The organism is Nocardioides sp. Z21_20 (assembly GCF_059766585.1).
In genome coordinates this window covers 695766-721207 of sequence record NZ_JCBAJX010000001.1, presented here as the reverse complement: position 1 = coordinate 721207, position 25442 = coordinate 695766, and the positions used below count along the sequence as shown (strand labels likewise).

Here is a 25442-nt window from a genome sequence, read left to right as displayed (position 1 = left end):
TCAGGACCAATGACTCATCCGGCTGTACGGGGCCCCGGACGACGATGAGAGGACATAAGGAGGTGATCCCCGAGATGACACAGACCACCGAACTCTCCTACCAGGAGTGCCACGAGCTGCTCACCGGCAGCGTCGTGGGCCGGGTCGCGATGAGCACACCTGCGGGCCCGCACATCGTCCCCGTCAACTACGCGGTGATCGACGACTCCATCGTCTTCCGCACGGCCCCGTACAGCGTCGTGGGCACCTACGCCTGGAACAACCTGCTGGCCTTCGAGGTCGACCAGCTCGACTACGAGAACCAGCACGGCTGGAGCGTGGTCGCGACCGGCCGCGGCAGGTTGGTCGACTCGCCGGAGGAGCTGTCCGGCATCACCTCGACCTGGGACCCGCGGCCGTGGGCCGACGGGGCGCGTCCGATGTACGTGCGCCTGCAGTGGGACGTCCTCACCGGGCGTCGGCTGGGAGGCGGCTGGTCGGCCGTGCAGAACATGGCCGTGCGCCGGGTGGTGTAACCCGCGTCCCACCGTGTGAGGCCTCCTGACAGGATGGGCCCATGACGCAGCAGGAGCATGAGGGTATGGGCAGTGACCTGCCGCCCGGCGCCCAGGCACTCCTCGATGCGGTCATCGCGATCAGCACGGACCTCGACATGCACAACGTGCTGCGCCGAATCGTGCAGTCGGCGTGCACCCTGACCGGGGCGCGGTACGGCGCTCTCGGCGTGGTCGGCAGCGACGGCGACCTGTCGGAGTTCATCACCCACGGCGTCGACGACGACACCCACGCCCAGATCGGCGACCTGCCGCACGGGCGGGGCATCCTGGGCCTGCTGATCCACCACCCGGTGCCGATCCGGCTGCAGACGCTGCAGACCCATCCCGACTCGTTCGGCTTCCCGGCCAACCACCCGCCGATGAGCTCGTTCCTCGGCGTCCCGGTGCGCATCCGCGGCGTCGTCTTCGGCAACCTCTACCTCACCGAGAAGGCGGGGGGCGCAGAGTTCAGCGACTCCGACGAGCAGCTGATCCAGGTGCTCGCCAGCGCGGCCGGCTTCGTCATCGAGAACGCCCGCGCCTACGCCCTCAGCGAGCTGCAGCGCACCTGGCTGGAGGCTGCCGCACGCCTCGACGACGCCCTGCAGCCGCCGGTCGACCTCGAGAGCGCGATGCAGCAGATCGCCGTCCAGACCCGATCGGTGGCCCGCGCCACCGCCGTCGGCATCGTGCGCCGCAACGACTCCCTGGGCTGGCAGATCGTCGCCGCGGACGGGCGCAACATCGACCGGCTCCCCGAGATCGTCGAGTCGCTCACCGACCGGCTGCTGGGGGTGGAGAAGCGCTCGGGGCCCGAGGAGGTCCTCCTCCCCGGCGGCGAGCGGGCTCTCGTCGTACCGCTGCACGGCCACCTCTCCGGAGACGCCGTGCTGGTCGCGGTGCTGCCCGGCCCGGTCGACGACCTCGCCCCCAAGCAGACCGACCTGCTCGGCACCTTCGCCGCCCATGCCGCGCTGGCCCTCGACCGGATCCAGGCGATGGCGCAGCGCGAGGAGCTCGCGATCGTCTCGGACCGTGACCGGATCGCCCGCGACCTCCACGACCTGGTGATCCAACGACTCTTCGCCACCGGCCTGCAGTTGCAGGGCGTGATCCCCAAGGCCTCCACCCCCCAGGTCCGCGAGCGCCTGGAGCGGGCGGTGACCGACCTCGACGCGACGATCCGCGACATCCGCACCACGATCTTCGAGCTCCAGAACAGCAACCGCCGCACCCTGCGCACCGAGGTGCTCGGGCTGCTCGAGGAGTACGAGACGGTGCTGCGCTTCCGCCCGGCGCTGCGGACCGCGGGGCCGGTGGACTCCGCGGTCCCCGAGCAGGTCGGCGATCACCTGCTCGCGGTGCTGCGCGAGGCGATCTCCAACATCGCCCGCCACTCCGGCGCCACCTCGGCAACCATCGAGATCGAGGCCAAGCCCGGCGAGGTCGCCCTGATCGTCAGCGACGACGGGGTGGGCGTGGCGCAGGAGCGGGTGGAGAGCGGGCTGCGCAACGCGCGCAACCGCGCCCAGGCGCTGGGCGGGTCGCTCGGCCTAGGCACCCGGATCCCGCACGGCACGGTCCTCACCTGGCGGGTCCCGCTGAAGACGTACTAGTCGGGGGTGCCGGCCGATCTCGGCTGCTCACCCGGGACCACCATCACCGGCATGTGCGCGTAGTGCAGGACGGCTCGCGGGACCGCTCCGAGCGGGAACCCGCCCAGTCGGCTGACGTCGTGGCGTCCCAGCACCAGCAGCTGGGCGTGGCACTCCTCGGCGACGTCGAGCAGCGCGTTCGCGGGGTGCGCGCGCCTGCTCACGGCGCGGACGGCGACGTCCTCGTGAGCCGCCCGGTACGGCGCGACCACGGCCTCGAGCGCCTCGGTGTGGTCGGCCTGCGCCCGCTGGTAGGTCTCGCGGACCAGGTCCGCGTCCCAGGCGAGCACCGAGGGAACCTCCCAGCCGTGCACCACGACGAGCTCGACGCCACGGCGCCGCGCCTCGCTGATGGCGCGTTCGATGGTGTCGGGGTGCAGGTCGTCGGGGGCGACGCCCACCACCACGGCCCCGCCGGTGTGCTGGTCGGGCTCCCACTCGTCGGGGACCACCACCACCGGGACGCTCGAGCGCCCCGCCACCGCGATCGAGGTCGAGCCGACCAGGGCGCGGGCGAAGGTGCCCTTGCCGCGCTTGCCGACGACCAGGAGCTCCTGGCCCTTCGCGCTCTCCAGCAGCACGTGGGCGGCGGGACCGGTGACGACGTCGCGACGCGCCGTGGTGCCCGGCAGCTCGCGACTCACCTCCTGGGCGATGTCGTCGAGCACGCTCCAGGCCGGCTCGTCGTCGGGGATCGCGCCGTACCAGGGCACCGGGAAGCCGGTCGTGTCGAGCACGGCGAGCAGGTCCAGCGGACGGCCGGTGGCGGCGGCCTCGGCTCGCGCCCAGACCACCGCCGCCTTGTTGCGGATCGAGCCGTCGACCCCGACCACCACCGCGGGCAGCTCTGTCGAGTCCTCAGGGGTGTTCGGTGTCGCGCTCATCGGTGCCTCACTTCAGGATGGAGGTGTTCTTCACGACGGGCAGCTCGCCCCAGATGCGGCCGAGTCCCCAGGTCCGGTCCGCGTGGAACAGGGCCAGCACCACCAGTGTGACGGCACTGAGCAGGTGCTCGTCGAGGAAGGGGTGGTTCTCGGGGGGCAGGACGACGCTCCACATCATCACGTAGAGCAGGGCCCCGGCCGCGGCCGCGAAGCGCATGCCGATCCCGAGGGTGAGGGCCAGGCCGATGCCGGCTAGGCCGAGCATGAACAGCCAGTCCGCCCAGGCGGCGCCGGCGATGCTGTTGTAGAACTCCTTGAACGGGCCGTCGGCACCGAACTTGAGGAAGCCCTCGGTGGGGCTTGCGCCGTTGATCCAGGCGGCGTCACCGAAGCGGTCGAGGGTCTCGGCCCCGGTGGCCGGGTCGGTGCTGTAGCCGGTGTGGAAGCCGAGCGCGAACACCTTGTCGACGAAGGCCCACAGGAACGTCAGGCCGAACATGATCCGCAGCGTCGCCAGGACGCGTCGGGCGATCGGCGTACCGGGCTCGAGCTCGGTGTGGGTGGAGCGGTGGGCGGCTTCGGCCTCGGTGGTCGTCGCGGTCCCCTTCTGACTGTGGATGGCGGACATCCGGATCAACTCCTCGTTGAGTGTCTTCACCACCACCATCAACGAGACGCGGATCACGCCGCAGGGCTAAGGGTCGCGTCCCCACGGGCCGAAGGTCCTGGTGCCCGGGCGGCCCAAGGACCCCCCGCCCGGATCAGCGCAGGAGCTTGGCCGCGAGCACGGCCGCCTGGGTGCGCCTCTCCAGTCCCAGCTTGGTGAGCAGGCTGGAGACGTAGTTCTTGACGGTCTTCTCGGCCAGGAAGAGGCGCTCGCCGATCTGGCGGTTGGTCATCCCCTCGGCGATCAGGGCGAGGATCTCCCGCTCGCGGGCGGTCAGCCCCGCGAGCTCGCTGGCCTCGGGCGCCCCGTTGCGGACGCGGTCGAGCACGCGCGCCATCAGGCTGGGGTCGATCAGCGACTGCCCGGCGGCGACCCGACGGATGCTGTCGACCAGGGCGTTGCCGCCGACCTGCTTGAGGACGTAGCCGGAGGCGCCGGCCACGATCGCGGCGAAAAGCGCGTCGTCGTCGTCGTACGACGTCAGGATCAGCGCGCGGATGGTGGGGTCCACCGACCGGATGTCGCGACACACGTCGATCCCGCTGCCGTCGGGCAGCCGGCCGTCGAGGATCGCGACGTCCGGGCGCAGCGCGGGGATCCGGCTGGTGGCCTCCACGGCGAGGCCCGACTCCCCCACCACCTCGATGTCGCCGGAGTCCTCCAGCAGGTCACGCAGGCCCCGGCGCACCACTTCGTGGTCGTCGAGAAGGAAGACACGGATCTTGGGGGTGGGCTCACTCATGCGGGACATTGTGCCCTTAGGCGCCGGCGGTGTCCGAGGCGCGGCTGATCGAGAGCGCGAGCGCGACCAGGTGGTCGAGGCGCGCGAGCTCGGAGTCGAGGAACTCCGGTCCGCCCCGACGACCCACGACGACGATCTCCCCACCGGTCACCGGCACCGCGACGAGCTCGGTGACGTCGTCGATCGACTCCAGCCGAGCGGCCCGCTCGACGCTGATCCAGCCCAGGTCCTCGGGAGCCGCCCCGGTGGCGTGCACGATCGTGCCGCGCTCGGTCCCGTCCGCGCCGGCCTGGCGACGCACCCGTGCCCCCCAGTCGGCGCGGAAGGTCACCGGCAGCAGGTCGACGACCCGGTCCAGCGCCTGGTCGGGGTGCGCGGTGAGCTCCTCGACCGCCTCGAGGTCGAGGAAGAGGTTGCTCCCGGCCGCGTAGCGGCTGATCCAGAGCACCTGGACGCCGTCGAGGGCGTTGCAGGCGGACACGATCGAGTCGGGCATCGTGCCCTGGGCGATCTCGAGCAGCACGTCGTCGACGGCGGTGCCCTCGTCGTGGCGGTGCTCGACGATCTCGATGGCGTCGATGTCGCCTCCGGCCTCGCCGATCGCCGAGGCGACGCGGCCCAGCGAGCCGGGGACGTCGGGGAGCTCCACCCGCAACAGGAAGGGCATGGGCATAGGCTCCTTGGTCGAGGAGGGCCGACACTAGCGGGCGCGTGTTGCCCGCAGGTTTCGGTCCACGGGAACCGCCGCCTGCTCGACCCCACGGCCCACTATGCCAAATCCCGGGGCCCGGAGACGGGCTTTGACCGAGCGCGTGGACTCAGGACGATGCGAGCCGCTGGGCCAGCCCGCTGGCCCGCTGCACCTGGCGCCCGACCGCGGCACGCACGTCGGCCTCGGTGCCGACCACGCGCACCTTCTGCTCGGCCCGGGTCACGGCCGTGTAGAGCAGCTCGCGGGTCAGCAGCCGCGAGTCGGCGTCGGGCAGCAGCACCGTCACCTCGCGGGCCTGGCTGCCCTGGCTCTTGTGGATCGTCATCGCGTGCATGGTCTCGACGTCACCGAGCCGGGTGGGCGCCAGGTCGAGGGCCCCGGCCGGCGCGGAGACCAGGACCCGGGGGGTGCCGTCCGCGCCCCGCAGGACGACGCCGGTGTCGCCGTTGTAGACGTCGAGCGCGTGGTCGTTGGCGGTGACCAGCAGCGGCCGACCGAGGTACATCGGGGCGCGCAGCGGGTCACCGGTCGCCTCGCTGATCCACTGCTCGACGCGCCGGTTCCAGGTCTGCACCCCGGAGGGGCCGTGCCGGTGCGCGCACAGGAACCGGTGCCCGGCGAGCGCGGCCAGCGCGGCCGGCGCGTCCCCGGCCTCGGCGGCGGCCCGCAGCGCCAGCGCCGGCCCCAGCAGCACCCGGTGCAGCGGCTCGGCCGGCTCGGCGGTCTCCAGGAACTCGACGCCCTCGCCCCCGGCCCGCAGCACCTCCAGGACGAGGTCGGCGTCGCCCGAGCGCAGCGCCGAGGCGAGCCGGCCGATGTCGCTGCCGAAGCGGTGCGCGGTGGTCAGCGCGGTCACGCTCCCGGCGCCGCGGCGGCGCAGCCCGCCGACCAGGTCGGCGAGGACCGCGCCGGCCTCCACCGACGCGAGCTGGTCGGGGTCGCCCACCACCACCAGCCGCGCGTCGGGCCGCACCGCCTCGACCAGCCGGGCCATCAGGGTCAGCGACACCATGGAGGCCTCGTCGACCACGACCACGTCGTGCGGCAGCCGGTTGCCGCGGTGGTGGCGGAAGCGGGTGCCGTTGTCGGGCAGGGTGCCCAGCAGCCGGTGCATGGTGGTGGCCCGCAGCGTGCCGTCCGCGGAGGCGCTGGCGCGCAGCCGCTCACGGTCCGCCGCCGGCAGCCCTGCGGCGGCGTACGCCACGGCCTCCTGCAGGCGGGCCGCGGCCTTGCCGGTGGGCGCGGTCAGCGCCACCCGCATCCGGCGGCTGCCGTGCCCGCCCGACCCGGCCCCGGTCTCGGCCTGCTCGGCGAGCAGCGCCAGGAGCCTAGCCACGGTGGTCGTCTTGCCGGTGCCCGGGCCGCCGGTGAGGACCGTCGTCCACCGTCTGGCCGCCTGCTGGGAGGCGGCGCGCTGCTCGGTGTCGCTCTCGTGCGGGAAGATCCTCGCCAGGCCCTGGGTCAGCACCGGCTCGTCGACCGCGGGCGGCGGCTGCACCAGGCGCGCGGCGAGGTCGGCGGCGAGCGTGGACTCCTGCTGGTGGTAGCGGTCGAGGTAGAGCAGGCCGAACTCGTGGCGCAGCACCCCGGTGGCCACCAGCGGGCTGCGCTCGATCGCGGCGTCCCACTCCTGCGGGTCGGGCCAGGTGAGCCCCTCGGGCAGTACCGGGACCAGGTCGGTGACGAGGTCCAGACGCACGCACACCGAGCCGTGCCGCACCGCGCGGGTGGCCAGCGCCAGCGCCAGCTGGACGCGCTCGTCGGCCTCCCCGGCGAGCAGGCAGAGCCGTCGGGCGACGTGGACGTCGGCGGCGGTCAGCACCCCGGCATGGTTGAAGCGCGCCAGGAGCCCGTCGGGGGTGCCCAACGCGAGCCGGCGGTCGTGGGCGTCGACCGGCTCGAACAGCTCGGTCATCGGTGGCCTCCCGTGGCTGACCCGCCGAGGCGGCCGTCGAGCAGGTCGGAGAGCTCCTCGACGAGGGCCAGCGGCGGGCGCCAGGAGAACACCCCACAGGGGTGCTCGCCGACCTTCGGGGTCTTCGGACCGCACATCCCGCGCAGGTACAGGTAGAGCACCCCGCCGAGGTGCTGCGCGGGCTCGTAGTCGGCCAGGCGCCAGCGCAGGTAGCGGTGCAGGACCACCGCGTAGAGCAGGGCCTGGAGGGGGTAGTCGGAGTGCCCCATCGCCGCGGCCAGGCGGTCCGGGGCGTAGTCGCCGGCGCTCAGCGCCGGCGCGCTCGCGTCGCCGATCGGCGGGCCGAGCCAGTTGGTCTTGTAGTCGACCACGAGGAACCGCAGGTCCTCACCCGCGCCCAGGCGCAGCACGACGTCCACGGAGCCGGTCAGGTACCCGCGCAGGTCCTGGCCCCCGAGCGCCTCGTCGGCGAGCGCGTCGGCGTACGGCAGCAGCGGGTCGTCGGCGGCGAGGTGGCGACGCAGCAGCGGCGCGATGTCACCGAGCCGGACCCGGGCCGCGCGCTCGGAGCCGGGCAGGTCCCCGCCGGCGAGCGGCAGCTCGAACTCCATCTCGCGCAGTCGGTCGCGCAGGGGCACCGAGCGCAGCGTCGCGTCACCGGCGAGCGGTCCCAGCGGGCTCTCGCAGACCGCGACCAGCGCATCGGCCAGCGCCTCGCGGTCGACGTCGACCGGCCAACGGACCAGCTGCTCCTCGACGTGGCCGAGCAGCTCGGCACGCAGGTCCGCGGCGTCGGGATCGGCGTGCTCGAGGACCGCGTGCACCAGTGAGCCGAACGTCGCCCCGACCGGCAGCGCCGCCATCGGCGAGACCAGGTCCAGGCCCTCGGCACCGGGCGGGTCGGCGGCCTGCGGCTCGGCGGCCGGTACCTCGCGCGGCGAGGCGGGCTCGTCGTCCTGGCGGGGCGTCTCCTCGGGCTCGCTGCCCACGCCGGCCAAGGGGGCCTCCGTCCGCCCCTCGGCGGCTGCCGCAGCGGCCGCGGACAGGGCGGAGTAGGAGGTGCGTCGCCAGCGGACGTCGACCTCGCGCCCGAAGGTGCGCGCGGCCAGCGGGCTGGTGTCGGCGGTGAGCTCGGCGGCGGGCAGCGGTGCCGGCTCCGCGGTCTCGAAGACCGGCCCGCCGTTGCGCTCCCAGGCCGCGAACCAGGTCGCCGCGGTGTCGTCGTCGGGAAGGTCGTGCGCCTCGGGGACCTCGGCCACCCCGGGGCCGCGACCGAGCAGGAGCCGGTGCAGCGCCGAGGCCTTGGCGTTCGTGGCCGGCGCCCACCAGGCCACCACCTGCGACTGCGCGCGCGTCAGCGCGACGTACAGCAGCCGCAGCGACTCTCCGGCGTCCTCGTCGCGGTGCCGGGCCAGCGCCTCGCGCCAGCCGCGACCGGTGGGCCCGCCCACGTCGATGGCGCGCCGGGCGGAGCCGCCGTCGGTGCTCGGCAGGTGGAAGAGCGGGACCGCCGGCTCGCTGACCCAGCGGTCGCCGACGAAGGGCAGGTAGACGACCGGGTACTGCAGTCCCTTGCTGCCGTGGATCGTGACCAGCTGGACGGCCTCGGCGTCGCTGTCGAGACGCCGGGTCCGCTCGGAGGCGACCAGGACACGGTCCTCGGCCATCTGCTCGCGCAGCCAGGTCAGCAGTGCGACCAGCCCCATCCGCTGCGCCAGCGCGGCCTCGTGCAGCGCCTGGCCGACGTGGCGCAGGTCGGTGAGGTGGCGCTCGCCGTCGACGCGGCTCAGCACCCGGGCGGTCAGCCCCTCGGCGACCGCCGTCTCCAGCACCGCGGCGACCCCGCGCAGGCCCAGCAGCACCGCCCACTCGCGCATGGTGGAGGCCACCCGGTCGGTCAGGGCGTCCCCCTCGGCGTCGAGCTCGACGGCGCGGTGACCCACGAACGAGGTGAGCGCCGCGCTGCGGACCCGCACCGCGCGGTGCGGCTGCTCCATCGCCTCGAGCAGGCGCAGCCACTCGGTCGCCGCGGGGGTGGTGAAGACGCTGCCGCCGCCGGCGACCACGGCCGGCACGCCCACCGCCGCGAGGGCCTCGCGCACCACGGCCAGGTTGCGGCCGGTGTGGGCCAGCACCGCCACGTCGCGCGGGCACAGCGCCCTGCCCTCGAACCTCGCCCCGGAGGTCAGCAGTCGCTTGATGTCGTGGGCGACGTCGCGGCCGATCAGCTCGCGGACCTCGGGCATCCGCAGCGCGCTGCGTCCCCGGCGGCCCAGCTGCTCGCGATGTACGACGCGCAGCCGGAACGGGGCGGCGACCGGCGCGCCGGTGAGCCGCGAGCCGGCGTTCTCGGCGTCCACCGGGCGCACCACGATGTCCTCGTCGCCCAGCGCCGCGCCGCGCAGCACGACCTGCAGGGAGTCGACCAGCGGCTGGTCCGAGCGCCAGTTGGTGGCCAGCGTCTTGCGGGTCGACGCCGAAGCGGCCGCGGCCAGGTAGGTCACCACGTCGCCGCCGCGGAAGGCGTAGATCGCCTGCTTGGGGTCGCCGATCAGCACCATCGCGGCGTGCCCGGTGAAGGCCCGGTCCAGGACCTGCCACTGCACCGGGTCGGTGTCCTGGAACTCGTCGACCAGCACCACCTTCCAGCGCTGCCGCATCCGCTCGCGCGCCGGCGCGTCCTGCTCGTGCAGCGCGACGGCGAGCTGGGAGAGCAGGTCGTCGTAGCTGAGCACGCCCAGGCGGCGCTTGCGGCGCTCCATCTCCGCGCGCACGGCGCGCACGAAGGCCACCCGCCGCCCGGCCACGGTGTCGGGCGCCTCGGCGGCCGGGGCCAGCTCGGCCTGCGGGTCGGCGACCGCCGCGCGGGCCAGCGCCAGTCCCTCGGCGCGGGTGAACGCGGGCGAGTCGTCGTCGGCGAACCCGCGCAGGTAGAGGTCGTCGACCACCTCGACCAGCAGCTCGTCGAGGTCCTCGACCAGCCGGGCGCCGGCGTCGGTGTCGCCGGCGACGCCGAGGCTGCGCAGGACCAGCTGGCAGAACTGGTGGGTGGTGGCGATGGTGGCGGCGTCGAAGGAGGCCAGCGCCTCGCGCACCCGGCGCAGCCGGCTGTCCAGCTCGTCGGCCTCGGCGTCGAGCAGCAGCTCCACGACCGCGCTCGGACGGGTCTGCGCGGGCGCCCCGAGCTCGGGGTGCAGCCGCGCGGACAGCGCCTGCTCGAGCTCGACGAGCTGGTCGCGGACCCGCTCGCGCAGCTCCTGGCTGGCGGCGCGCCCGAAGGTCACCACCAGCATCTCCTCGAGCCGGGCCGCGCCCTCGGCGACGAACCGGGCGACCAGGGCGCCGATGGTCCAGGTCTTGCCGGTGCCGGCGCTGGCCTCCAGCAGCGTGGTGCCGACGCGCGGCAGGGGGTCGGTGATCGAGAACGTGCCGGGGCCGGCGGGGCTGGGCGGCTCCGGGCTGGGCGGCTCCGAGCTAGGCGACTCCGGGCTCATCGGTGATCCCCCAGCGCTCGACGAACTCCGCGGGGCTCAGCGTGCGCAGCTGCTCGCGCACGTGCTCGAGCAGTTGGGCCGCGCTCTCCTCGGACTCGGCGTCCATCCGCAGCACCTCGGCGCGGTCCGTGCGGCGCCGCACGACGAGCTCCCCGATGCTGGGCAGGCCGAGGAATCCTCCGGTCAAGCTGCTGAGCGCCAGCCAGCCCAGCGTGGTCACCCGGCGCAGTCCCTGGCGCACGTGGGCCTCGAGAGTCACCTCGTAGCGCGTGTCGGCCGTCAACCCGTCCTGCGTCTCCCCCGCTGCCATGACGACAGCCTAGGGTCCGCCCGCTCACAGCGGTCCCACCCGTTCGCCGCCCTCCATCAGCGGTCCCCAGATGCGCCAGGCGTACTGGCCCAGCCGGCTGGGCTCGTCGTTCCAGCGCTCCTCGGCACCGGGCGGGTCGAGCAGGCAGCGCAGCGGCGCCCGCTCCCCCCACACCTGGACGTGCGGCGGGTCGTCCTGCTCGCCGGGGACCGGGCTGCGGTCGCTGCTGTCCCACTCCCGGGCGGCAAGCGCGACCGGGTCGGCGTCGTCGCCCATCCGCTGGCGCCGCACCCCCTCGGCGTACGCCGCCGCGGTGCGCAGCGGCAGCGGCAGCGGCTCGCGCATCCCGCGGTCGTAGACGTCGACGAGCTCGCGCAGCCAGGTCAGCGCCCGCTCGTCGAGCGGCCCGGACAGCGCCCGCGACGGCCCGGCCCGGCCGCGGCCCACGGCGTGTCCGGTCCAGCTCTCGTCGGGGTGCCCGGCGCTGAGCGCGAGCAGGTCGACCCACGAGGCGAGGCGCTGCTTGGCGCGCAGCGAGGAGTAGCTGACGACCACCCGCCGGTTGCCGATCACCGAGCCGACGGTGCCGGTCAGCCGGCGCCCGTCGCCGAGGTCGACGTCGACGTCGAGGGTGCGCGGCGTGCCGGCACGCAGGTGCTCGGTCTGCTCGACGAGCTTGCGGACCTCGGTGCCCACCTCGCCGAGCGTGCGTGCGCCCAGCTGGCCCGGCGGGAGCAGTCCGCGCAGCTGCTCGGCCTGCATGCTGGAGCGGGGATCCATGCCGGCCAGGATGTCGGCGAGCAGCCGGTCGCCCACCGCCCAGCGCTCCAGGCCGTCCAGCGCGATCGGGATGGCGTCGTGGACCTCCTCGGCCTCCAGCGGCGCGGTGATCTCCAGGCGGCTGCGCAGGAACGCGCGCACCGGGTGGGCCAGGAAGCGCTGCAGGTCGGCCAGTGCGACGTCGCCGGGCGCGCGGGCGGGCAGCGGCTCGCTCAGCAGCGGGCCGACCTCGATGCGCGGTCGTCGCGACGCCTCGGCCCCCGCGCAGGCGGCGCGGTCGAAGCTGAACGGCTCGGGGGTGCCGAGCGCCCCGGGCACCAGGTTGCGCGGGTCGAAGGGCTGCAGGGGGTGGCGGACCACCACGTCGAGCGGCGTTCCGGTGCCGGAGACGGCCGTGGCGTGGACGGCGTCGACGAGCTCCCCGAGCGGTACGGCGGGCGGCCGGCGCGCCCCGCTGTGCTCGTTGGCCCCGGTGTAGGTGACCACGAGCCGGTCGGTGGCGGCCATCACCGCGTCGAGGAGGAGCTGGCGGTCCTCGCTGCGGGCGTCGCGCTCCCCGGTCAGGGGCCGGCGCCCCAGCACGTCGTCGCCGTCGACGGCGCCGGTGCGCGGGAAGACCCCGTCGTCGAGCCCGACCAGGCAGACCACCCGGTGCGGCACCGAGCGCATCGGCACCATCGTGCAGACGGTGAGGGTGCCGGTGCGGAAGTTCGCCCGGGTGGGGCGCCCCGCCAGCCGCCGCTCGAGCAGGGCGCGCACATCGGCCAGGCCCAGGGTGGCACCGGAGCCGTCTGCGCCGCCGCCGTGCGCCCGGGCGGCTTCGGCGGTGCGCGCGAGCTCGCGCTCGAGTTGGGTGACCTGCCAGCGGTCGTCGGGCGGCACGTCGGTGAGCCCCGCCACGGCCTCGCCGAGCGCGGTCATCCACTCGGTGACCGGTCCGGAGGCCAGCAGCCGGCGCAGCGCGGCGTCGAGCCGGTCGATCATCTCCGCGAACCGGCCGGCCAGGTCGATGTCGTTGCTGGCCACGTCGTCGACCGGCAGCGCGCTCGCGAGCCAGCGGTGCTCGTCCTCGGCCATGGCGACGCCGAGCAGCACCCGGTCCAGCCCGGCGCGCCAGGTGTTCTGCCCGAACCGGGCGAGCCGGAAGGCGCCACGGTGGGTCGCGTCGAGGCCCCAGCGGACCCCGGCCTGCTCGACCCAGCGGCCCAGCCGGGCCAGCTCGTCGTCGTCGAAGCCGAACCGGCGCCGCACCGGCTCGGCCGCCGCCAGGTCGAGGACCTCGGTGGCGGTGACCCGGCCGCCGGCGAGCTCGACGAGCCGTCCGGCGACCGAGAGCAGCGGGTTCGTGCTGGTCAGGGCGCGGTCGGCCAGCCGCACCCGCAGCCGGTGAGCGGGGTGGCCCGCACTGCCGGCCACCACGTCGCCGAGCCCGAACCCGGCCTGCACCAGCGGCGCGTAGGTCTCGATGTCGGGGCACATCACCAGGATGTCGCGCGGCTCCAGCGTCGGGTCGTCGGCGAGCAGCCCGACCAGCACCTCGCGCAGCACGTCGATCTGGCGCGCGGAGCCGTGGCAGGCGTGCACCTGCACCGAGCGGTCCTCGGGGGCCACCACCCGGCCGGCGCGGGTGCGCGCGTCGGGAAGCCGGTTGGCGCGCAGGTCCCCCTGCAGCCAGCCCAGCAGCGTCGCCGGCTCGGTGGCGCGGCGCGCCACCGGCTCGTCGCTCGCGCCGGTCGCGGCCAGGGCACGCTGCAGCTCGCGGGCGTCGCGGCCCAGCGAGGCCAGCAGCGGGTGCCGCACGGCCTCGACGGTGTCGTCGTCGTGGCGCGGCACGGACCCCGGCGCGCCGGCGAGGACCGGCGCCAGCTCCTCCCACAGGGTGGTCGAGGCCTGCGGCAGCCAGAGGTGCACGTCGCGCAGGGCACCCAGGGCGTCGAGCAGCTCGACCTCGGTGGCCGGGAGCCGGGTGTGCCCGAAGAGCGAGAGCCGAGGCGGCAGGTCCAGTCCGTCGCCGCCGGCGCGGAGCCGGTCCAGGGTGCGGGCGTGGCGCACGTCGGGCGGGTCGGCGTCGACCCGCTCGAGGACCCGGCGCAGGAGCTCGGGCTGCCAGGCGAGGTCGTGGTCGAGGCGGCCGCCGGCCGCGTCGGTGTCGTCCCCGGCACGCCAGGCGGCGACCAGACCCGGGCGCTGCACGGCGTACGACGCGAAGAGGCCGGCCAGGCGGCGGGCCACCGACCACCGCCGGTTGCGGCGCAGGGCGGCCTCCTCCCCGTCCAGGCCGTGGCCGAGGTGGGCCGCCAGCGTGGAGCACCATGGCTCGCCGAGGCTCGCGTCGATGGCCTCGAGCACCGGCCAGACCAGCCGCTCGGGGTCCCAGGGGTCGTCGCGGTCCACCCCGAGCAGCAGCGCCACCAGCGAGTGCGGGGTGAGGAAGCGGACCCCCGCGCAGACGCCGTCACCGCCGCCGGGTCCGGCCCCGAGCCGGTGCGAGAGCCGCTGGGTGAGCCAGCGCTCGACGCCGCGCGCCGGGACGACCACGACTTCCTCGGCGAACGGATCCGACAGCGGCCGTGCCAGCAGGTCGCCGAGCGCGTCGGCGAGCTGGTCGGTGCGCGGTGCGCGGTGGATCCGCAGAGTCACCGCGGCAGCATCGCACGCGCCGCCGACACCCGCCGCCCTACCCTCGGCTCGGCCTCAGCCGTGCCGGACCCACGGCGAGGGGGTGCGGACTCCCGGCGCCCAGTCCTGGCCGACGCCGGCCCGGCGCATCCGCACGGTCACCGCCACGGTGCGCGGCTCGCCCAGGCAGGCGCGGGGCACGCGGATGGCGACGTCGGTGTCGGCGTAGACGTCGGCCCGGGCACTGAGCCGCGGGCAGGCGACCTGACGCCCCCGCCCGGCGTACCCCTGGACGCGGTCGAGGCGGATGCCCCCGGAGTTGGGGATCACGGTGACCCGGTGGCTCGGCGCCCCGGAGTCGCGGCGGGTGTGGATCCAGAAGGTGTAGCGGTCCTCGAGGGAGAGCCGGCGGGCGTGGGCGACGGTGACGTTGAGGGCGGTGGCGTGGTTGACGCGGACCCGGGTGATGTCGGCGCCCGGGTCGCCGGCCGGGTCCGTGAGCGTGGCGGTCGCGGCCCCTGCGGCGGGACCACCGACAGTCAGGACCACCAGCGTGGCGGGGACCGTCGCCAGCGCGGTGAGCGCGGCACGCAGTCGGGTGCCTCGAGCGTGGGGCCTCATGTCTTCTCCTTCGTCCGACCCTCGAGATCGACCTTGCCCGTCCAGACAGAAACCGCCCCCGGTGGTTCTCCGCTGCGTGAGGGAGCCCCGGGGGCGGTTGGCATCTGGACCCCTCAGTACCCGTTCTGGGGGATCACATGCGCTGTAGAGCGAGAAATTCCCGCGAAACCCTTGTCAGGGCTGGAACACCACCTTCACCATGCCCTCCTCCTTCTTCTGGAAGTGCGCGTAGGCCGACGGGGCCTCATCGAGCGGCAGGTGGTGGGTGGCGAAGGCGTCGACGCCCAGCGGGTCGTCGTCGGTGAGCAGCGGCATCAGCTCGTCGGTCCAGGCGCGGACGTTGGCCTGCCCCATCCGGATCTGCACCTGCTTGTCGAAGAGCTGCATCATCGGGATCGGGTCCATCGCGCCGCCGTAGACGCCGGAGATGGACACGGTGCCGCCGCGCCGGACGGCGTCGAAGGCGGTGTGCAGCGCGGTCATCCGGTCGACGCCGGCGGTCTTCATCAGCCGCTCGGAGATCGCGTCGGGCAGCATCCCGGTGATCTTCTGCACCGCGGACGCGATCGGCGAGCCGTGCGCCTCCATGCCGACCGCGTCGATGACCGAGTCGGGCCCGCGGCCGCCGGTCAGCTCGCGCACCACCGAGCCGACGCCGCCCACCTTGTGGGCCTCGTCGAAGTCGAGGGTCTCCACCCCGAAGCGCTCCAGACGTGCCAGTCGCTCGGGGATGCGGTCCACCGAGATCACCCGGTGCCCGGCCCTGGCACCCATCCGGGCGGCCATGTCCCCGATCGGCCCGGCGCCCAGCACCAGCAGCGTGCCGCCGTCGGGCACGTCGGCGTACTTCAGGCCCTGCCAGGCGGTCGGCAGCACGTCGGAGAGGAACAGGAAGCGGTCGTCGGCGGGGCCCTCGGGCACCTTCATCGCGGCGAAGTCCGCGTACGGGACGCGCAGGTACTCGGCCTGCCCGCCGGGCACCTGGCCGTAGAGCTTGCTGTAGCCGTAGAAGCTCGCGCCGGTGCCGTGCTCGTGGTTCTGGGTGGTCTCGCACTGGCTCATCAGGTTGCGCTCGCACATCCAGCAGGTGCCGCAGCAGACGTTGAACGGGATCACCACCCGGTCGCCCACGCGCAGGTTCGTGATCGAGGAGCCGACCTCGGCCACGATGCCCATCGGCTCGTGGCCGACCACGTCGCCGGGCTCCATGAACGGGGCCAGCGTCTCGTAGAGGTGCAGGTCTGAGCCGCACAGGCCGGTCGAGGTCACCTTGATGATCGCGTCGGTGGGCTCCTCGATGCGCGGGTCGGGGACCTCGATCACGCGGATGTCGTGGACGCCTTGCCAGGTCACTGCCTTCACTGCGAACTCCTCGGCTGTCGAATGGGGGGTGCGCCACCTGCGGTACCCGCCCAGGCTCCATGTAACGCGGGGTTATGCCCGCCACCACAGCGTCGTGACGCTGCGGTAGTGGGCATAACCCCGCGTTACAGCGGGATGGGGGCCGCGGGCGGCGGGGGCGGGGTGGGGCGCGAGCGCAGCCGGCGTACGGCGCGTCGGGGGGCCGAGCCGAGGGCGGCCCGGGCGGCGTTCGCCCCGCAGGCGCCGTGGACGCCGCCGCCGGGGTGGGCGGCGGCCGAGGCGAGGTAGAGGCCCGCGATCGGCGTGGTGGGCCGCCCGGTGCCGGGCACGGGGCGGAAGACCAGCTGCTGCTGGAGCTGGGCGGTGCCGCCGTTGACCGAGCCGCCGACCAGGTTGGCGTCGTGTGCCTCGAGCTCGCGTGGCCCCAGCACCCGGCGCACGAGGGTCGCGTCGGCGAAGCCCGGCGCCAGCTCCTCGAGGCGGCGTTCCATCGCGTCGACGGTACGGCGCACCACCAGGTCGTCGGCTCCGTGCGGGAGGTGGGTGTAGGCCCAGAAGGACTCCGTGCCGGCCGGCGACCGGGTCGCGTCGCTGGTGGTCATCTGTCCGGTGAGCAGGAACGGGCGATCCGAGAGCTGACCGGCCTGAGCCCCGTTGCGCAGCCCGGCCTCGTAGCGGACCATCTCCTCCAGGGAGTCGCCGACGTGCACCGTGCCCGGCGCCACCGACGGGGCCACCCCCCAGGGCACCGGTCGGTCCAGCGCCCAGTCGATCTTGACCGTGCCCGGGTCCCAGGTGAAGCGGCCCATCCGGCGGCGCAGCCGCTCGGGGAGGTCGGCCCACGGCACCAGCGCGCCGTACAGCGAGGTCGCGGCGACGTCGGCGAGCACCGCCCGGGTGGCGTGGTACTCCTCGCCGCCGGCCACCCGGACGCCAGTGGCGCGTCCCTCGTGGACGAGCACCCGCTCCACGCGACTCGCGCAGCGCAGCTCGCCTCCCCGGGCCTCGAAGCGCCGCGCCATCGCCGCGGTCAGCTGGCCGGCGCCGCCCTCGGGCACCGGGAACCCGACATGCTGGGCGAGCATGGTCATCAACCAGCCGAAGCCACCCGAGCCCGCCCCCACCAGCGGGATGTCGGCGTGCAGCGCGTTGCCGGCGATCAGCATCCGGGCCGAACGGCCGCCGAAGCTCTCCCGCACCAGCTCGACCGCCGGGCTCAGCAGCGTGCGCACCAGGTCCAGGCCGCCGACCCGGGGCAGCTTCGCGGCCAGCGGGAGCGCCGCCCGCACCGGCGGGAACGGGCCCAGCAGCGTCCCGACCACGTCGTCGGCGATCCGCGCGAACGTCGCGTACATGTCGAGCCAGGCCTGGCCGTCCCCGCGATGGTCCTCCTCGAGCCCGGCCGCGGTGTCCTCGGCCGAGCGGTGCAGCAGCGCCCACCCGCCGTCGCTGAAGGCGTGGCCCAGCGGTGCCGGCGCGTGCCGCCAGCGCAGTCCGTGCTCCTCGAGACCCAGCCCGGAGATGACCGGGCTCGCGGCTCCCAGCGGGTAGAAGGCGCTGGCGGTGTCGGTGACGAAGCGGGGATCGAGGTCCCGGCTGCTGTGCACGGCGCCGCCCACGCCGGCGGAGGCCTCGAGCAGGAGCACGTGCCACCCGGCGTCGACGAGCAGGTTGGCGGCCGTCAGCCCGTTCGGCCCGGCGCCGACCACGATCGCGTCGTAGGCGGGCATCAGCTGGTCTTCATCCCCGCTTCACGGCCCTCCGCCAGGTAGGCGATGCGCTGCAGCGACTCCCGGTTGCGGGGATGGAGCAGCACGTCCTGCACCGGCGCCGGGGTGATCGCGCCGAGGCCCTCGGTGGCACGCTCGAGCATCGTCACCAGGCAGCCCTCCTGGTGGTCCTCGATCCGCAGGCTGACCACCGCCACCCCCGCGGGCCAGGCGCGCGCCCTCAGGTCCAGGCGGCGACCCGGGTGCACCTCGAGCACCTCGGTGTAGTCGTCGAGGAGCAGCGGCCACAAACCCACCGAGTGGTGGATCCGGCTGCCGAGCTCGGGCCAGTTCTCGTCCACGTCCCGGATGCGGCAGGCGCCCACCACCCACTGCCCGTACACCCAGCCGTCCGTCAGCACCGCCCACACGTGCTCGGGAGTGCACCGCATCACTCGTCGCGTCGTACTCATGAGGGAGGGGTACCCACCGGGGGTCCCCTCAACCGGCCCGCCGCGCGAGTCTCCGTGCGCACCGGGCAGGATGAGTCGAATCAGGAGGGCTGGGTACTGCCTTGTCCGGGCTGGGACGGCGACTGCGACCCGTGCCACGAGCAACGCGCGTCGACCCCGCCCTCGAGGTCCTCAGCCATCTCGGACCAGCACCGCCGCTGGAAGGTACGGACACCCGGCACAAGTCTGACGAGGGGAGCTGCACCACGTGGAGCAGGACGCAAGCATCTCAGGGGATCCCACGGCGACATCCTGGGCGTTCGAGCACCACCCTCAGCCGGTCTTCCTGCTGCGCACGGGAGCCCTCGAGGTGGCCGCCATCAACGCCGCCGCCCGCACCATGCTCGCCGCCCACGACGCCGTGGGCCGCCCGGCCCGCGACGCGCTGGCCGGACTGGGCCGCTGGGACCTGTTCGACCAGGTCCTGCGCACCGGCCAGCCGGCCCGGGGACGCGGTTGGAGCGTCACCGTGCCGGAGCCGGCGGGGACTCGCGAGGTCGAGCTCGACCTCACCCTGCACCCGTGGCGCGACGCCTCCGGCGCGGTGATCGGCGTGGCGGCCTTCGGGGAGGACCTGATGGCCGCCGCCCGGGAGGGCGCGATGGCCGCGGCCGCCGTCGAGCCGGTGGACCTGGTGACCGAGATGCAGGACGCGCTGCTGCCCTCCGGGGTCCCGGTGCTGCCGCGGCTCTCGATCGCCGCCGGCTACCTGTTCGCCTCGCCCGGCAGCGACGCCGGCGGCGACTGGTTCGACACCGTGCTGCTGCCCGACGGGCGCTTCGCGCTCGTCGTCGGCGACGTGATCGGTCACGGCGCGGAGGCCTCGGCGGTGATGGCCCGGCTCCAGGCGGTCGCCCATGAGCGCCTGGAGAGCGGCGCCTCGACGGCAGAGACGATGTCCAGCCTGGACCGCTTCGCGCTGGGCCAGCCGGACGCCCCGGGCACCACCGTGTGCGTGGTCGTCATCGACTCGCGCACCGGCGAGCTGGAGTACTGCTCGGCCGGTCACCCACCACCGTTGCTGGTCGGGGCGCACGGCGACTTCCGCTACCTCGCCCCCTCGCGCCACGGCCCGCTCGGCACCCGGTGCGCCTACACCCCGACCTTCGACCGGCTCGAGCCGGGGATGCTGCTCGCGCTCTACTCCGACGGCCTGATCGAGCGGCCCGGACGACCGACCTCCGAGAGCACCGTGGAGCTGGCCCGGATCGCCGGCGTCGCCCACGCCTCACTGCCCCGGCGTGGCGCCCTGAGCGAGGTCGGCTCCCAGGTGCTCGCCCGGATGGTCGCCCAGTCGGGCCTCGACGACGATGCGACCCTGCTGCTCGCCCAGCGCACCGCGCCGGCCGAGGCGCTGGAGATCAAGCTCCCCGCCGACCCGGCCGAGCTGAGCACGGTGCGCCACCAGCTCGGCGACTGGCTGGACTGGCTGGGCGTACGCCGCCTGGACCGGTCGGCGATCCTGCAGGCCTGTCACGAGGCGGTCAGCAATGCCGCCCAGCACGCCTACGACGACGGCGCCAACGGCGCGCTCTCCGTGCACGCCTCGCTCGGCGACGACGGGCTACTCACCGTCACCGTCGAGGACCAGGGGCGCTGGCGTGAGCCGGATCCCGGCGCCGAGGGCCTCGGCCTGATGCTGGCCGCCGGCCTCGTCGACCAACTCACCGTGAAGCGCTCCGAGCAGGGCACCACCGTGCGCATCGAGCACCGTCCGATGCGTCAGGTGACGCTGCTGGAGACCTCCGAGGCTCCGCACCGCCAGGCCGGACGCGAGGGTGTCCCCGAGACCGAGATCCAGCGCCTGCCCGGACGGGTCCGGGTCCAGGGCCCGCTGGACCGCGAGGCCAACGAGCGGCTGCGCTTCGCGCTCCTGCACGCCGGCCGGGCGGGCACGTCGTCGTTCACGGTGGACCTCAGCGGCGCCACGATGCTGGCCGGCGTCGCCGTCCGCGAGCTGTTCGAGGCCGTCCGGCGCGCCACCGAGCACGGGGTCCAGGTCAACCTGATCGCGGCGGCCGGCTCTCCCGCCCAGCACGTCCTGGAGCTGGTCGCACTCCCCTACCGGACCCGGGAGACCTGAGCGCGGCCCAGGATCGGGTCACCGGGTCCGCGCGCTCAGCGCTGGGCGCGGACGAACTTGTGCGTGCCGTCGCACCACGGCTTGCGCTGCGAGCGGTCGCAGGCGCACACCGCGACCACCGGGCGGGTGACCGGGTGCTCGACGCCCTGCTCGTCGCGGATCGTGTCCGCGCCGCGGACCAGCAGCGGACCACCGGGGCTGGTGGTGCGGACCTGGACGCTGCGCTCGCCGGTCACGACGCCGCGTCCAGCGACTCGCTCGCCTGGGGCTGCCAGCGGTCGACGAGCTCCTGACCGGCCAGCGCGTCCAGGGCCAGGCAGGCGGCCGCCCCGAAGAGCACGTCGCGCGCGAGCTCGGGCTCGGCGGCCACCAGGCTGCCGCAGATGTCGCGTACGGCGACCTGCTCGTGCACGGCGTCGGCCTCCACGTGCTCGTGGAAGTAGGCCGACACGGGCGCCGGCAGACCGACCCGCTCGATCCCCGCCGCGATCCGGCGGCAGGGCACCGAGCTGGTCGCCTCGAAGGCCGCGAGGTGGCCCATCGAGGCGCCCCGCAGCCGGCGGTGGAGCCCGAACAGGGACATCACGTTGTTGACCGCGAGGGTCAGTGCGCTGACCTCGTCGATGTAGGCGCCGTAGCCGTCGTCCAGGTCGGCCGCGCGCAGGGCGTCGGCGTAGAGCCGGGCGTGCAGCCGTTCCGGGCGCCCGCCTCCGAACTCGTCGTACTGCAGCTCGGCCAGCGCCACCTTGGCGGCGCCGTCCAGGCGCGCCATCTGGAAGGCCTGGGGATCGGACTCCTTGAGGTGGTAGATGCTGCGCAGCCTCAGGAACTCGCGCACCTGGGACAGGTCGGCCTCGCGCTGCAGGTAGGACGCCAGGCTGCCCCCGTCCATGGCCTCGATCAGCCCGAAGAGCTGATCGGCCGAGGGCCGGTCGTCGTCCAGCGCGGCCTGCACCTCGGCGCCGGTGCGCGCGCGGAGCTCGGCCTCGAAGGCCTCCTCCAGCCGCAGCCGCAGCCGGATCAGCTCCGGGTCCCACTCCAGAGCCGGGTCCACCCCGTCGAAGCCGCGGTAGTGCATCTCGTAGAGCACCCACAGCGTGAGCTGGGCGTCCTCGTCGGCGACCAGACTGCCGGCGGCCGCAGCCGACCGCCAACCGGCGTGCAGCTCGTCGCCGTCCAGGTCGACGCCTGCCGGGCCGTCCTGGAGGGCGAGCAGCACGCGCTCGCTCAGGGGACCGCGCGGGGTGGGGGGCTTCATCGTTCGTCTGTCCTTCCGGGGTGTGACACGTGGATCCCTATACCCGTCCCGGTGGGCGGTCATGCTGACACGGCAGGGTGGCGCAGGTGGGCCGCGTCACCCGCTGCCCCACTCGGAGTTGGCAGCTCAGCGCGCCGCGGGCTTGCCCTGGTCTTCGCCGAGCCAGGTCCCGAGGTCGCGCAGGATCCGGGTGAGCAGGCGCGAGACCTGCATCTGGGTCACCCCGATCTCGTCGGCGATCTCCTGCTGGGTGCGACCCTCGAAGTAGCGCAGCTGCAGGATCCGGCGATCGCGCGGACGCAGCCGGCGTACGACGGGGCGCAGCACGACGCGCGCCTCGGCGGCCTCGCGCTCGCCCTCGTCGTCGTGCACCAGCCCGTCCCCGACCGTCATCGAGGAGTCCGCGCCGACCGGGCGGTCCAGCGACGTCGGGAAGAAGCAGCCCTCCGCGGCCAGGGCCTCGGCCACGGACTTCTCGTCCTCGTCGAGGCTGAGGGCGATCTCGGCGACGGTGGGCGCCGGACCCCCGCCCTGGGCGAGGGTGGCACGGGCGGCGACCACCCGGGACTGGATCTCCTGCACCCGCCGAGGCGGCCGCACGGTCCAGCCGAGGTCGCGGAAGTACTTGCGCAGCTCCCCGCGGATCGTCGGCACCGCGTAGGAGAGGAAGTTGTGGTCCCGCGAGGCATCGAACTGGCGCGTCGCCCGGATCAGCGCGACATAGGCAACCTGCTCGAGGTCCTCGAGGGGGATGCCCTTGTCCCGGTGCCGCGAGGCCATCGAGCGAGCGACCACCATGTTGAGGACCACGACCCGCCCGAGAGCCTCATCGCGGACCCGTTCGTCGTCGGCCTCGGCGGCACGCTGCAGGAGCAGCGCCGTCAGCTGTTGGCGGCGTGCCCGCGAGAGCCGGTCATCGCCGAGGCGGTCGGCCACGGCGAGCGCCTCGTCGAGGTCCTCCGCGCGCAGCGGCTGCTCCTCGGCGTCGGCGGCGCCCTGATCGTCCTGCGTGGCGAGGGCGGTCCCGGCGAGATCCCCCTCGTCGAGGTCGAGGGGAAGAGCTGTGGTCAGGGTGTGCTGCATGCGGTCGTCCTGGTGGGGGAACTTGCGCCATGCCCGCCGGTGTCTTCAGCAGGTGGGGTGTCACGGACCCGGGACGAACGTCGTCGCCCGAGCCGACCGACATCACCATTCCCAGGTGGTTCGACGGTAAACCAGAAATCTGGTCTGGACCAGGGTGCCGGCCGGTCGGGATCCCCCGCGCCCCGACCGACCCAGTCCCTCAGTCGGTGCGGCTCTTGTCCGCGGCCGCCTTCTCGGTCTCCGCCCCCGCGGTCGAGAGCTTGCCCGAGACGCTCTCCAGGTGGGCGCGCACGAACCACTGGAACTTCTCCAGCTCGGCGGTGTGGCCGATCAGCACGTCCTCGGTGACCGGGTCGAGCTCGCCGACGATCTCGATCGCCTTGCGGCTCTCCTCGATCAGGCCGTTGTAGACCTGGTCCAGCGCGCCGAGGTGGGCGAGCACGGTGTCGCGCCCCAGCGAGTAGTCGTCCCAGGTCCGGTCGGCCACGACCGCGCCGACGGTGCCCCGCGGGGAGCCACCCATCGTCGCGATCCGCTCGGCGACCTCGTCGGCGTAGCCGCGCACCAGCTCCACCTGCGGGTCGATCATCTCGTGGACGGCGATGAAGTGCGGGCCGACGACGTTCCAGTGGATGTGCTTCAGCGTCAGGTGCAGGTCGTTGTAGGCACTGAGCCGTCCCTGCAGGACCGCGATCGCCTTGTTGCTGTCCTTGGCGGTCAGTCCGGGCACGGTGTACTTGACGCTCACGTGATCACTCCTGGCTTTCGATGAACAGGACACTTGCTGGGTACCCGGCCCCACCGGCGACAAACGCCGCGCCGGCAGCCCCGGCGCCCGGCCGGTCACCGCTCAGCTGCTCGGCACGGCGGGCTGCGCGTCCCCGGCCGCCTGGAGCTCGGCGATCACGATCTTGCCCATCCGCAGCATCGCCTGCACGGCCTCGGGCCCGCTCAGCAGAGCGGGGAGGTCGGCAGGCACCACCTGCCAGCTCAGGCCGAACCGGTCCTTGAGCCAACCGCACATCGACTCCTGCCCGCCGTCGGCGGTGAGCGCCTGCCAGTAGTGATCGATCTCGCTCTGGTCGGCGCACCCGACGGAGAACGAGACCGCCTCGGTGAACGCGGACCCGGAGCGGCCGTTGAGGCAGACGAAGCTCGTGCCGGCGAGGGTGAGCTCGGCGGCCAGCATGCTGCCCTGCTCTCCGGGCGCCTCGGGCTCGAGACGCTGGACGGCGCCGACCACGCTGTCGGGGAACACCCGGGTGTAGAAGTCGATCGCCTCCTCGAGGTCGTTCTCGAACCAGAGGGAGGGCGTGAGGCGGACCATGGCGTAGCTCCTTGTCGTCGGTGAGGATCGACAGGACAGACCGGCCGCCCGCAGCCGACTCATCGCCGCGGTGCTGGCCCGGCGGCGGGGGCCGTCAGCTCCCCATCAGCTGCTGCGCGTCGGGGGTGAGCGCATCCAGGGCCCGGCGCAGGGCGGTGACCACCGTGCCCGCCGCGAAGAGCTCGTCGTCGGTCCCGGCGCGTGCGGCGATGACGGCCTCGGCGAGCTGACGGATCGCGTCCTCGGCCTCGCCGCGCGCCGCCGGCTCCATCTCGGGACCGTCGATCGAGCGCAGCGCCACCGCCGTACGGCGCAGCGCATGCGCGGCGGGCGGGCGCAGCGACGCGCCCAGCGCCACCTCGTCGCGGTCGGAGTGCTCGACGCGGGTCACCAGGACCGTGATGTCCTCGACCAGGAACGCGAGCTGCTCCAGGGCGCGGGCCTGCTCATAGATCCGGTCCGCCTCCTCGGCCCAGCGGCGCGCACGCCAGTTCGCGCGACGCGACTCGGTGGCCTCCTGCACCATCTGCTGCATCTGCTGGGCGCGTGGCGAGATCGCCCACTGCCGCCCCCTCCACTCCTCAGGGCTGAGCAGTCGCTCCTGCTCGAGGCCCTCGGCGAGGTCGTCGAGCTGGTCGGCCAGCGTCCGTCGCAGGGAGTCCTGGGTGTGCCGGGTCGAGGAGAGCGGGAGCGAGGGGAAAGCGGCGTTGATGACGACGCCGATCACTCCGCCGAACACGGTCAGCCCCAGGTAACCGAACACGTAGTGCCAGGGATCGCTGCCGCCGAGGATCAGCACGAACAGGCCGGCCACCGGCACGTAGCTCGCCATCGCCGAGATCCGTCTCCACCCGCCGATCAGCGTGCCGATCGCCACCACGAACCCCAGGGCGATCACCGCGGGCACGTCGACCGCGCGCGCCATCATCGCCAGGCCCGCCCCGAGCAGGATCGCGACTCCCGCCTGCAGCGCCGTGCGCAGCGTGCTGGCGACGGTGGTCGACACGCAGATCACCGCGCCGAGCGGCGCGTAGTAGGGGTACTCGTCGGCCACGCCGCCCAGCGGCAGCATGGCGAGCCAGGCCAGCGCGGCGGCTACCGCGGCCTTGAGCGCGACGTGCACGCGCGGGTGCTGCACGAGGGCGGTGATCGGGTGGCTGAGCATCCTCCCCA

At 74.1% G+C, this 25442-nt stretch carries 21 protein-coding genes; 3 read left to right on the top strand and 18 right to left on the bottom strand.

Going from position 1 to position 25442, the window contains the following annotated elements; translation table 11 throughout:
* The first annotated feature begins 74 nt into the window (after positions 1–74).
* Together AC6EH9_RS03490 and AC6EH9_RS03485 are read left to right on the top strand one after the other, a co-directional pair.
* Positions 75–515, top strand: coding sequence for a pyridoxamine 5'-phosphate oxidase family protein (locus AC6EH9_RS03490; protein ID WP_498420579.1), 441 nt, complete (start codon positions 75–77; stop codon positions 513–515).
* Positions 516–556: 41 nt separating this feature from the next.
* Positions 557–2152 carry a GAF domain-containing sensor histidine kinase gene (locus AC6EH9_RS03485; RefSeq protein ID WP_498420577.1) on the top strand — a complete coding sequence of 532 codons (1596 nt, stop codon included), beginning with the start codon at positions 557–559 and terminating at the stop codon, positions 2150–2152.
* On the opposite strand, the gene AC6EH9_RS03480 is transcribed toward AC6EH9_RS03485, so the two are convergent.
* The 12 genes from AC6EH9_RS03480 to AC6EH9_RS03425 all read right to left on the bottom strand — a co-directional run bounded on the left by AC6EH9_RS03480 (position 2149) and on the right by AC6EH9_RS03425 (position 18479).
* Positions 2149–3075: a universal stress protein gene (locus AC6EH9_RS03480; protein WP_498420576.1), complete on the bottom strand. Its 927-nt coding sequence runs from the start codon at positions 3073–3075 to the stop codon at positions 2149–2151. The two genes, AC6EH9_RS03485 and AC6EH9_RS03480, sit on opposite strands and share 4 nt — an antisense overlap.
* A gap of 7 nt (positions 3076–3082) precedes the next feature.
* A complete protein-coding gene (locus tag AC6EH9_RS03475) occupies positions 3083–3760 on the bottom strand; it encodes a hypothetical protein (protein ID WP_498420574.1) in 678 nt (225 codons plus the stop codon).
* 76 nt (positions 3761–3836) lie between these two features.
* Positions 3837–4484, bottom strand: coding sequence for a response regulator (locus AC6EH9_RS03470; protein WP_498420572.1), 648 nt, complete (start codon positions 4482–4484; stop codon positions 3837–3839).
* A gap of 16 nt (positions 4485–4500) precedes the next feature.
* The gene (locus tag AC6EH9_RS03465; RefSeq protein WP_498420571.1) at positions 4501–5151 is read right to left on the bottom strand and encodes an ACT domain-containing protein; all 651 of its coding nucleotides are present in this window, start codon (positions 5149–5151) and stop codon (positions 4501–4503) included.
* A 151-nt stretch (positions 5152–5302) separates the two neighbouring features.
* Positions 5303–7111 (bottom strand): exodeoxyribonuclease V subunit alpha, encoded by a 1809-nt coding sequence (gene recD, locus AC6EH9_RS03460; protein WP_498420570.1) that lies wholly within the window; start codon positions 7109–7111, stop codon positions 5303–5305.
* Positions 7108–10605 (bottom strand): UvrD-helicase domain-containing protein, encoded by a 3498-nt coding sequence (locus AC6EH9_RS03455; RefSeq protein ID WP_498420569.1) that lies wholly within the window; start codon positions 10603–10605, stop codon positions 7108–7110. Before AC6EH9_RS03455 ends, recD begins: the two co-directional genes overlap by 4 nt.
* Positions 10586–10915 (bottom strand): hypothetical protein, encoded by a 330-nt coding sequence (locus AC6EH9_RS03450; RefSeq protein ID WP_498420567.1) that lies wholly within the window; start codon positions 10913–10915, stop codon positions 10586–10588. The genes AC6EH9_RS03455 and AC6EH9_RS03450 overlap by 20 nt, the downstream gene beginning before the upstream one ends.
* 24 nt (positions 10916–10939) lie before the next feature.
* The gene (recC, locus tag AC6EH9_RS03445) at positions 10940–14335 is read right to left on the bottom strand and encodes an exodeoxyribonuclease V subunit gamma (protein WP_498420565.1); all 3396 of its coding nucleotides are present in this window, start codon (positions 14333–14335) and stop codon (positions 10940–10942) included.
* 54 nt (positions 14336–14389) lie between these two features.
* Positions 14390–14935 carry a hypothetical protein gene (locus AC6EH9_RS03440; protein ID WP_498420562.1) on the bottom strand — a complete coding sequence of 182 codons (546 nt, stop codon included), beginning with the start codon at positions 14933–14935 and terminating at the stop codon, positions 14390–14392.
* Positions 14936–15109: 174 nt separating this feature from the next.
* A complete protein-coding gene (locus AC6EH9_RS03435) occupies positions 15110–16297 on the bottom strand; it encodes a zinc-dependent alcohol dehydrogenase (protein WP_498420560.1) in 1188 nt (395 codons plus the stop codon).
* 125 nt (positions 16298–16422) lie between these two features.
* Positions 16423–18027, bottom strand: a complete 1605-nt coding sequence (locus AC6EH9_RS03430; protein ID WP_498420559.1) for a phytoene desaturase family protein — start codon at positions 18025–18027, stop codon at positions 16423–16425.
* On the bottom strand, positions 18027–18479 hold the full coding sequence (locus AC6EH9_RS03425) for an SRPBCC family protein (protein WP_498420558.1): 453 nt from the start codon (positions 18477–18479) through the stop codon (positions 18027–18029). The genes AC6EH9_RS03430 and AC6EH9_RS03425 overlap by 1 nt, the downstream gene beginning before the upstream one ends.
* Before the next feature lie 247 nt (positions 18480–18726).
* Between AC6EH9_RS03425 and AC6EH9_RS03420 the strand changes: the two genes are divergently transcribed.
* Positions 18727–20601, top strand: coding sequence for a SpoIIE family protein phosphatase (locus tag AC6EH9_RS03420; RefSeq protein WP_498420556.1), 1875 nt, complete (start codon positions 18727–18729; stop codon positions 20599–20601).
* Positions 20602–20636: 35 nt separating this feature from the next.
* Here the strand turns inward: AC6EH9_RS03420 and AC6EH9_RS03415 are convergent, their stop codons facing one another.
* The 6 genes from AC6EH9_RS03415 to AC6EH9_RS03390 form a co-directional block, all read right to left on the bottom strand.
* Positions 20637–20837 carry a CDGSH iron-sulfur domain-containing protein gene (locus AC6EH9_RS03415; protein ID WP_498420554.1) on the bottom strand — a complete coding sequence of 67 codons (201 nt, stop codon included), beginning with the start codon at positions 20835–20837 and terminating at the stop codon, positions 20637–20639.
* Positions 20834–21859: an iron-containing redox enzyme family protein gene (locus AC6EH9_RS03410; protein ID WP_498420553.1), complete on the bottom strand. Its 1026-nt coding sequence runs from the start codon at positions 21857–21859 to the stop codon at positions 20834–20836. The genes AC6EH9_RS03415 and AC6EH9_RS03410 overlap by 4 nt, the downstream gene beginning before the upstream one ends.
* Positions 21860–21985: 126 nt before the next feature.
* Positions 21986–22942 carry a sigma-70 family RNA polymerase sigma factor gene (locus AC6EH9_RS03405; RefSeq protein WP_498420552.1) on the bottom strand — a complete coding sequence of 319 codons (957 nt, stop codon included), beginning with the start codon at positions 22940–22942 and terminating at the stop codon, positions 21986–21988.
* A gap of 199 nt (positions 22943–23141) precedes the next feature.
* On the bottom strand, positions 23142–23690 hold the full coding sequence (locus tag AC6EH9_RS03400; RefSeq protein WP_498420551.1) for a Dps family protein: 549 nt from the start codon (positions 23688–23690) through the stop codon (positions 23142–23144).
* A gap of 102 nt (positions 23691–23792) precedes the next feature.
* Positions 23793–24269: a VOC family protein gene (locus tag AC6EH9_RS03395; RefSeq protein ID WP_498420550.1), complete on the bottom strand. Its 477-nt coding sequence runs from the start codon at positions 24267–24269 to the stop codon at positions 23793–23795.
* Between the two features lie 94 nt (positions 24270–24363).
* Positions 24364–25434: an FUSC family protein gene (locus tag AC6EH9_RS03390; RefSeq protein WP_498420549.1), complete on the bottom strand. Its 1071-nt coding sequence runs from the start codon at positions 25432–25434 to the stop codon at positions 24364–24366.
* Positions 25435–25442: the final 8 nt, after the last annotated feature.